We start from the raw sequence: 8,505 nt of genomic DNA, 5'->3' as shown, positions 1-8,505 counted from the left end.
ACTATTCAATTTAAATTTTGTATCGGAATGAACAAGTCCATAGTGGTATATTGGGGTGTGGCTTCTTTGTATATGAATAATTTGTGAGTATGAACTATCTTTCAATGTTTTCTGTTTTATAAGTAAGAATTTTAAAATGAAAAGCCTTATGAAAACAAGAAAACAAAAAGAAACAGGTGAAAAAGAAGTCCACTTGTTAGAGCAAAAAGGATATGAAAAAATGGTGAATGAGATTGTTCCCGTTCAACAGGCGGAAGTATATCGCAAGCCAACTCATAAAGCAGTCAAAGAAGCTGTTAAGGAGTTAAATCCGGATACAAATAGTCTGGGCAGCAGAGGATGATTTATCCTCTACTGCCCAGATTAATCCATCGTATTAAAGGATCCGGAAGACTTTTGATGACTCTCATTTAGGGAAAGTAAGAATAAAACAGTTTCCTTTCCCTAATTCCGTCATGCAAAGCCATAATCTGTTTGCGCAGGCTCAATCCGATACCCGAACCGGATGTTTTGGTTATGAAGAAAGGAACGAAAATCTTATCCAAAAGTCTGGCACATTGATTTGTGTCAGACTTCATTTTATTCACCCGATAATGAGTGACATATTTTTCGTAGATTATAAAATATCCAATGCTTTAAATGCCTTAACCAGCTTTTCTACGGCACGGTCAATTTGTTCTTTTGTATGAGTAGCCATCAATGCCACACGTACCAAAGTGTCTTGCGGTGCACATGCCGGAGGAATAACCGGATTAATGAATACCCCCTCATCAAAAGCTAATTTAGTAACCATGAAAGTCTTTTCCGTGTCACGTACGTAAAGAGGGATGATAGGTGATTCTGTTGCACCGATTTCAAAGCCAGCTTCACGGAAGCGCTTCAATGCATAGTTGGTAGCTTCCCACAGCGCTTCAAGTCTTTCCGGTTCATTCTGGATGATGTGGAGAGCTTCAAGAGCGGATGCAGTAGCAGCCGGAGTGTTGGACGCACTAAATATATAAGTACGTGCGTTGTGACGTAGCCAGTTGATGATAGAAGAATCAGCAGCGATAAATCCACCGATAGAAGCCAGTGATTTGCTGAAAGTACCCATAATCAAGTCAACTTCGTGAGTCAGACCGAAATGGTCGCAAACACCACGTCCTTGTTTTCCAAATACACCCAAGCCATGAGCTTCGTCTACCATGATAGTAGCGTTGTATTTATGTTTCAAGCGTACGATTTCGGGCAAGTTTGCCAAGTCGCCTTCCATAGAGAACACACCGTCTACTATGATGAGCTTCACTGAATCCGGGTTGCACTTTTGAAGTTGCTTTTCCAGATCCGCCATATCGTTATGCTTGTATTTCAGTTGTTGAGAGAAGGAGAGGCGACGGCCATCTACGATAGATGCGTGGTCGCGGTCGTCGCAGATGATATAATCATTGCGATCTGTCAAAGCAGGAATAACTCCCGAATTCACCGTAAAACCGGTTGAGAAGCAGAGTGCTTCATCTTTGCCTACAAAGGCGGCCAGTTCTTTTTCCAACTGAACGTGCAGGTCAAGTGTACCATTCAAGAAGCGCGAGCCTGCGCATCCGGAACCATATTTATGCATGGCTTTAATACCTGCTTCAATCACTCTTTCATCTCCCGTAAGGCCAGTGTATGCATTGGAACCGAACATCAACACTTCGTGTCCGCCCATTTCTACCTCTGTACCCTGCTTTCCTTCTATCTCACGGAAATATGGGTAAACGCCCTGTGCCATAAACTTTTGTGGCAGGTCGTACTTAGCTAACTTCTCTTGTAATAATCCCATGAATTATAATTTATTATACTCATACTCAGATCGTTCGCTGACGATCTTACATCCTTTTATCTTAACAAGTGTTTAAAAACAGGGGGCAAAGATAACAAAATTTGCTTTTATCTGTTCTTTTTAAGAGAAAAAAGTTGCTCTCGTATGATTAGAAACCTCTAATAGATTAAAATTTAAGATATTTATATTACTTTTGTCGTCTACAATCGACAAGAATAGCATGAACGAAAGAATGAAAAAAATAAAATTCGTCGTCAATCCTATTTCGGGAACACAAAGTAAAGAATTGATTCTTAACTTGCTGGACGAAAAAATAGACAAGGCGAGATACTCTTGGGAAGTAGTGAATACGGAGAGAGCCGGTCATGCAGTAGAAATAGCTGCTAAAGCTGCCGAAGAGAAGACTGATATAGTAGTGGCTATCGGTGGGGACGGGACAATCAATGAAATAGCTCGTTCGTTGGTGCATACTGATACCGCGCTGGGAATTATTCCCTGCGGATCGGGCAATGGACTGGCGAGGCATCTGCATATACCGATGGAACCGAAGAGAGCATTGGAAGTGCTGAACGAAGGTTGCATGGATGTGATAGATTATGGTAAGATCAACGGTACGGATTTTTTCTGCACTTGCGGAGTGGGGTTCGACGCGTTTGTCAGTCTGAAGTTTGCGCATGCCGGTAAACGGGGGCTATTGACTTATTTGGAGAAAACCCTGCAGGAAAGTCTTAAATATGAGCCGGAAACGTACGAACTGGAAACGGAAAACGGAGTCTCCAAGTATAAAGCCTTCCTGATTGCCTGCGGAAACGCGTCGCAATACGGAAACAATGCTTATATCGCACCGCAAGCCACTCTGACAGATGGTTTGCTGGATGTGACTATTCTCGAACCGTTCACCGTATTGGACGTTCCTTCATTGGCCTTTCAATTATTCAATAAAACAATCGATCAGAATAGCCGTATCAAGACTTTCCGCTGCAAGCAGTTGTGCATCCGCCGGACTACTCCGGGCGTCGTGCATTTTGATGGTGACCCCATGGAAACGGATGCCAATGTAAATATTCAACTGATTCAAAGAGGATTGCGCGTGGTAGTGCCACGAGCACCGGAAAAGGACGCAGCCAATGTGCTCCAAAGAGCGCAGGAATATATGAATGGCATCAAATTGATGAATGAAGCCATCGTTGACAATATAACAGATAGAAACAAGAAAATATTGAAAAAGCTGACAAAGAAAGTCTGATAAAATAACGGATTACTGACACCGAATTACAAATTATTGCGTACTTTTGCGCAGTTTTGGTTCGATCAAAATAAAAACGCGAGTGATAATCGTTTAAATAAAAAATATATGTTTAGAACGCACACATGTGGAGAACTTAGAATCTCTGATGTAAACAAGCAAGTCACGCTGTCCGGATGGGTACAGCGCAGCCGTAAGATGGGAGGGATGACTTTCATTGACCTTCGCGACCGTTACGGAATTACCCAATTGGTTTTTAATGAAGAAATTAATGCTGAACTCTGTGAACGTGCTAATAAATTGGGACGTGAGTTCGTCATTCAAGTGACAGGAACGGTTAATGAACGTTTCAGCAAGAATGCAAACATTCCTACCGGAGACATTGAAATCATTGTTTCCGAACTGAACGTACTAAATACTGCCATGACTCCTCCGTTCACTATCGAAGATAACACGGATGGGGGTGATGATATCCGCATGAAATACCGTTATCTGGATTTACGCCGTAACGCTGTACGTTCCAATTTGGAACTGCGTCATAAAATGACAATTGAAGTTCGCAAATATCTGGATAGTCTGGGTTTCATCGAAGTGGAAACGCCCGTTTTGATCGGTTCTACTCCTGAAGGCGCACGCGACTTCGTGGTGCCGTCACGTATGAATCCGGGACAGTTCTACGCACTTCCGCAGTCTCCGCAGACCTTAAAACAGTTGTTGATGGTTTCCGGTTTCGACCGTTATTTCCAGATTGCGAAATGTTTCCGCGACGAGGACTTACGTGCCGATCGTCAGCCGGAATTTACACAGATCGACTGTGAAATGAGCTTCGTTGAGCAAGAAGATATTATCACTACTTTCGAAGGAATGGCTAAACATTTGTTTAAGACTCTTCGTGGTGTGGAACTGAATGAACCATTCCAACGTATGTCTTGGGCGGACGCCATGAAATATTATGGTAGCGATAAACCGGATTTGCGTTTCGGCATGAAATTCGTGGAACTGATGGATATCATGAAAGGTCACGGATTCTCTGTATTCGATAATGCGGCTTATGTGGGCGGTATCTGCGCCGAAGGTGCTGCGACTTATACCCGTAAGCAACTGGATGCATTGACCGAATTTGTAAAGAAACCGCAGATTGGTGCGAAAGGAATGGTTTATGCCCGTGTGGAAGCCGACGGAACGGTGAAATCGAGTGTAGATAAATTCTATACGCAGGAGGTGCTCCAGCAAATGAAAGAAGCATTCGGAGCTAAACCGGGTGATTTGATTCTGATTCTGTCTGGCGACGATGTAATGAAAACACGTAAACAACTTTGCGAGCTTCGTCTGGAAATGGGTGCTCAACTGGGATTGCGTGATAAGAATAAGTTTGTTTGCCTTTGGGTGATTGACTTCCCGATGTTCGAATGGAGCGAAGAGGAAGGCCGCCTGATGGCTATGCATCATCCGTTTACTCATCCGAAAGAGGAAGATATTCCGATGTTGGACACTGATCCGGCAGCTGTACGTGCAGATGCATACGATATGGTAATCAACGGTGTGGAAGTTGGCGGCGGATCTATCCGTATCCACGATGCGAAATTGCAGGCGAAGATGTTCGAGATTCTTGGATTCACTCCGGAGAAGGCAGAGGCACAGTTTGGCTTCCTGATGAATGCCTTTAAGTATGGTGCGCCTCCTCACGGTGGTTTGGCATACGGACTCGACCGTTGGGTGTCTTTGTTTGCAGGATTGGATTCTATACGCGACTGTATTGCGTTCCCGAAAAATAATTCCGGACGTGATGTGATGCTGGACGCACCCTCTGCAATCGACCAGAGCCAGCTTGATGAACTGAATTTGATCGTAGATTTGAAAGAGGGCGAGTGAAAGAATCTGTACGCATATTCCGTTTTATAGTCATCGGTACAATGAACGCTTTGATTATGGCGTTGGTTGTATGGTTAATGATGAAAGAAATGTCATTTGACGGCGACTATATGGTGGCTAATATAACAGCGTATCTGATAGCTCAAATCCATAACTTTCTCTGGTGCAAATACTGGATATTCCCCGTAGAAAATAAAAAGAATAGTATCTGGAAACAGATACTGCTCTTTTGTTCTGCTTTTGCCGTAGCTTACACCGCACAGTTTTTATTTCTTATCTTATTGGTAGAAGGACTGGACGTGAATGAATATCTGGCTCAATTCTTGGGATTGTTTATTTATGGAGGAGCTAATTTCCTAGCCAACAAGAAAATAACTTTTCAATGAAATAGTTATTATATATAATATATAGAAAGGGCACAGAGTTTTAAATTTAGATTTTGACTCTGTGCCCTTCTTATTTCCTTACTGTAGCAGGGACATTTCTCACATAATAACTATAATAGGGACTGTCTGACAAGTCCCTCATTAATAATTTCACCCACGCTATAAATATCTGAACTGCACTCCTAAAGTTTTGTGTCCAACTTTTGGGGTGCAGTTCAATCTGTAGCGTGGGTGATTTTCAATATTTAGAATTCGTTAGACAGTTCCTTTTTGGTGTTGTGATATTTATAAATATCCTCTCTTTTTCTTTGGGAGTGAACTTTATTAGAGAATTTCAGCATTAAACTTTAATCGAGAAAGCGTTTGGTAAGTCCTTCGTATTCGTCAATCCGGCGATCACGGAGGAAAGGCCACCAGCGGCGGACGTTTTCCGAGCGTTCCATATCTATTTCCACTACCATGTTTTCCGGATGATCGTTTCCGGCTTGTGCCAGGAATTCTCCTTGCGGTCCTGCTACGAAACTGTTTCCCCAAAATAGGATGCCGTTTGTCTGTCCGGAAGGATCGGGCTCGTGTCCTACACGGTTGACGGAGATAACAGGAAGACCATTGGCGACGGCATGAGCACACTGCGAAATAATCCAGGCGTTGAGTTGGCGGGCTTTTTCGTCGTCCGTGTCACTGCTTTCCCAGCCGATGGCAGTAGGATAAATTAAAAGTTCCGCACCTTTCAGTGCCATCAGGCGGGCAGCTTCCGGATACCATTGATCCCAGCATACCAGTACGCCCAGCTTTCCTAAAGAGGTTTGAATGGGTTCAAAACCGATGTCTCCGGGAGTGAAATAGAATTTTTCGTAGTAAGCCGGATCATCGGGAATATGCATTTTCCGGTATTTACCCGCAATGCTTCCGTCGCGGTCGAACACAACAGCGGTGTTATGATATAGTCCGGGGGCACGTTTCTCAAAAAGAGAGGTGACAAGGACTACTTTATTGGCGGCTGCCAACTCGGAATAAAAGCCTGTGGATGGTCCGGGAATGGGTTCGGCGAGATCAAACAGGTTGGTGTTTTCTGTCTGGCAGAAATAAAGTGAATTGTGTAACTCTTGAAGCACAATCAGTTGCGCACCGTGAGCAGCGCAAGCCTCGATACTCTTTGCGAGGTTCATCAGGTTGACCCGAATATCTGCGGTATTGGATTGTTGGATGATTCCGACTTTTATCTTTTTCATGATGAATAATTACTTGGTTGATTCATTCGTTATTTTATAACTCCCAATGGGTATTGCATGGTGACACAATGCAGGGAACCGTGTTGCTTAATCAAGGCACGGCAGTCTATTCCGATTATTTGATAGTCTGGGAATGCTTGTTGTAACACTTCTCTTGCTTTTTGGTCATTTGCCGGCTGATGGTATGTCGGGTAGAGAATAACTTCGTTCATAATCAGGAAGTTGGCGTAAGTTGCGGGCAGGCGTTCGCCGTCTTCTTCGATCTTGTCCGCCATCGGTAAGGCTAACAGGCGATAGGGTTCTCCTGCTAAGGTGCGGAATGTTTTCAGTTGTTCCTCCATTGCGAGTAATGCTTCGTAGTGTTCGTCTTCTTTGTCGTCGCATTTTACGTAAGCAATGGTGTCGGTAGAACAGAAACGTGCCAAAGTGTCGATGTGGCTGTCAGTGTCGTCGCCGGCAAGATAGCCGTGGTCTAACCAAAGAACCTTTTGCAGGTGGAAGGTTGATTTCAGGTATTCTTCTATCTCTACCTGGTTCAGTCGCCCGTTCCGCTGGGGAGAAAGCAGGCATTCGGAGGTAGTGAGCAGTGTGCCCATTCCGTCGCTTTCGATGGAGCCTCCTTCGAGAACGAAATCAAGGCGGTCTATATACTGGCCTTTCAAGGCTCCGGCTTCTACCGCTTGTTTAGTGATTTGATTATCCAGTTCGGAAGCAAATTTCAGTCCCCAGCCGTTGAATGTAAAGTCGAGCAGGGAAGGGGTGCCGGTGTCTATCATGGTGATGGCTCCGTGGTCGCGTGCCCATGTGTCATTGGTGGCACATTCCAGAAAGCGGACGTTGTTCATGTTGACGGTAGCGGCTATCTGTTTTTTCACTTCTTCCGGTTCGGGGGTGACAATCAATAGTAACTCTCGCTTCGCTATTTCCCTGGCTATGTTTATAAAACACTCTTGCACTTCTGCCAGCATGTATGCCCAGTCTGTACCGGCGTGTGGCCATGTCAACTGTATACCACTCTGCGTATGCCATTCGGCGGGCAAATGAGGGGCTCTCATTTCTACCTGCACGGTCATGTTTTTGCCGAAATTCAATTGCAAATCTTTCTCCGAGCCACTTGGGCTGGGAAGTCCAACCATGATTCCCATTAGACTATTATCTATTTAGTTATTTATAAAATCAGTTTATTGTCTGCGTCAGTCGTCAGTGTGCCTGTTACGCATCATTACGTATTATTATGAATTCGTTTCTTGCTTTGGCTTCCGGTCAAAGAACGGATTCTTAGAAGATGCACTTACAGGAATGGCCATTATCATCTTGCAGTCTTTCAGCCAGTTCAGACGTTGTGCTGCTAGTCCGGCGGAGAACATCACACGTGTGTCTACACGCAAATCGGCTGCCATAGCACAGGCGGAACCTATGGCGATACCTACGTCTATGCTGTTCAATGCGCAGGGAACTCCTTCGGTACGTCCGGCGCAGGTGGTGAAGCCGCAATGACCGCAGTTCAAGCCTTGTGTCTGCTCGCGTGTTCCTATCAATACAACACATTCGGCACTTAAGATGTTGTCGGCATCACGAAGGAAAAATTTCATTCCGTGTTCTTCTACCATAGCTATCATAGTGTCCGATAGTTGTTTAATCTCTTCATCCGTGATTAGGGCCACTTCGATAATATCGATTCCTTTTCCTTTCGGAGCAGTACGCGCAGCCGTCATCATCTGGCGGGCTACTTGTAATACATGCTCATGACGGGCATCTCTTTCGTTCAGTATCATAACTTTTCTTGAATTAATTAGTGAGGCAAAGATAAATGAAAATTGGTAAAACGGAGCGAAATGATGAAAGAAATAGAATTAGCCGATTAAAATCCCATCATATGATCTATTTGCTAAAAGTGGTGTTGTATTCTATAATAACGTGAGTTCGATATAAATCAATAAATATATCATTGAAAAATAGGCACATAGC

Annotated in this window: 8 protein-coding genes and 1 pseudogene; 4 read left to right on the top strand and 5 right to left on the bottom strand. The window is 44.0% G+C overall.

What is annotated here, in order from left to right; all coding sequences use genetic code 11:
- Positions 1-148 precede the first annotated feature (148 nt).
- Positions 149-343 (top strand): hypothetical protein, encoded by a 195-nt coding sequence (locus tag ACT8YW_RS20475; RefSeq protein ID WP_008022408.1) that lies wholly within the window; start codon positions 149-151, stop codon positions 341-343.
- 63 nt (positions 344-406) lie between these two features.
- Here ACT8YW_RS20475 and ACT8YW_RS20470 read toward each other — a convergent pair.
- Together ACT8YW_RS20470 and spt are read right to left on the bottom strand one after the other, a co-directional pair.
- A pseudogene (locus ACT8YW_RS20470) lies at positions 407-548 on the bottom strand (sensor histidine kinase); the annotation flags it as partial.
- Between the two features lie 68 nt (positions 549-616).
- On the bottom strand, positions 617-1,801 hold the full coding sequence (gene spt, locus ACT8YW_RS20465) for a serine palmitoyltransferase (protein WP_444106972.1): 1,185 nt from the start codon (positions 1,799-1,801) through the stop codon (positions 617-619).
- 220 nt (positions 1,802-2,021) lie between these two features.
- On the opposite strand from spt, the gene ACT8YW_RS20460 reads away from it, so the two are divergent.
- The 3 genes from ACT8YW_RS20460 (at position 2,022) to ACT8YW_RS20450 (ending at position 5,305) form a co-directional block, all read left to right on the top strand.
- Complete coding sequence (locus ACT8YW_RS20460) at positions 2,022-3,047, top strand: diacylglycerol/lipid kinase family protein (protein ID WP_444106971.1); 1,026 nt, start codon at positions 2,022-2,024, stop codon at positions 3,045-3,047.
- 108 nt (positions 3,048-3,155) lie between these two features.
- Positions 3,156-4,919, top strand: a complete 1,764-nt coding sequence (gene aspS, locus ACT8YW_RS20455; RefSeq protein WP_087318597.1) for an aspartate--tRNA ligase — start codon at positions 3,156-3,158, stop codon at positions 4,917-4,919.
- The gene (locus tag ACT8YW_RS20450; RefSeq protein ID WP_032811763.1) at positions 4,916-5,305 is read left to right on the top strand and encodes a GtrA family protein; all 390 of its coding nucleotides are present in this window, start codon (positions 4,916-4,918) and stop codon (positions 5,303-5,305) included. The genes aspS and ACT8YW_RS20450 overlap by 4 nt, the downstream gene beginning before the upstream one ends.
- A 347-nt stretch (positions 5,306-5,652) precedes the next feature.
- Here ACT8YW_RS20450 and ACT8YW_RS20445 read toward each other — a convergent pair whose 3' ends face one another.
- The 3 genes from ACT8YW_RS20445 to ACT8YW_RS20435 form a co-directional block, all read right to left on the bottom strand.
- Entirely contained in the window at positions 5,653-6,537 is an 885-nt protein-coding gene (locus ACT8YW_RS20445; RefSeq protein ID WP_444106970.1) for a carbon-nitrogen hydrolase, read from the bottom strand.
- A gap of 29 nt (positions 6,538-6,566) precedes the next feature.
- Complete coding sequence (locus ACT8YW_RS20440) at positions 6,567-7,682, bottom strand: agmatine deiminase family protein (protein WP_444106969.1); 1,116 nt, start codon at positions 7,680-7,682, stop codon at positions 6,567-6,569.
- Positions 7,683-7,769: 87 nt separating this feature from the next.
- Positions 7,770-8,312 (bottom strand): ferredoxin domain-containing protein, encoded by a 543-nt coding sequence (locus ACT8YW_RS20435; protein ID WP_212135122.1) that lies wholly within the window; start codon positions 8,310-8,312, stop codon positions 7,770-7,772.
- Positions 8,313-8,505: the final 193 nt, after the last annotated feature.

This window comes from Bacteroides sp., from assembly GCF_052357945.1.
GTDB lineage: Bacteria > Bacteroidota > Bacteroidia > Bacteroidales > Bacteroidaceae > Bacteroides.
Note: the sequence above shows the minus strand (reverse complement) of the source record. Positions and strands in the feature narration are given on the sequence as shown.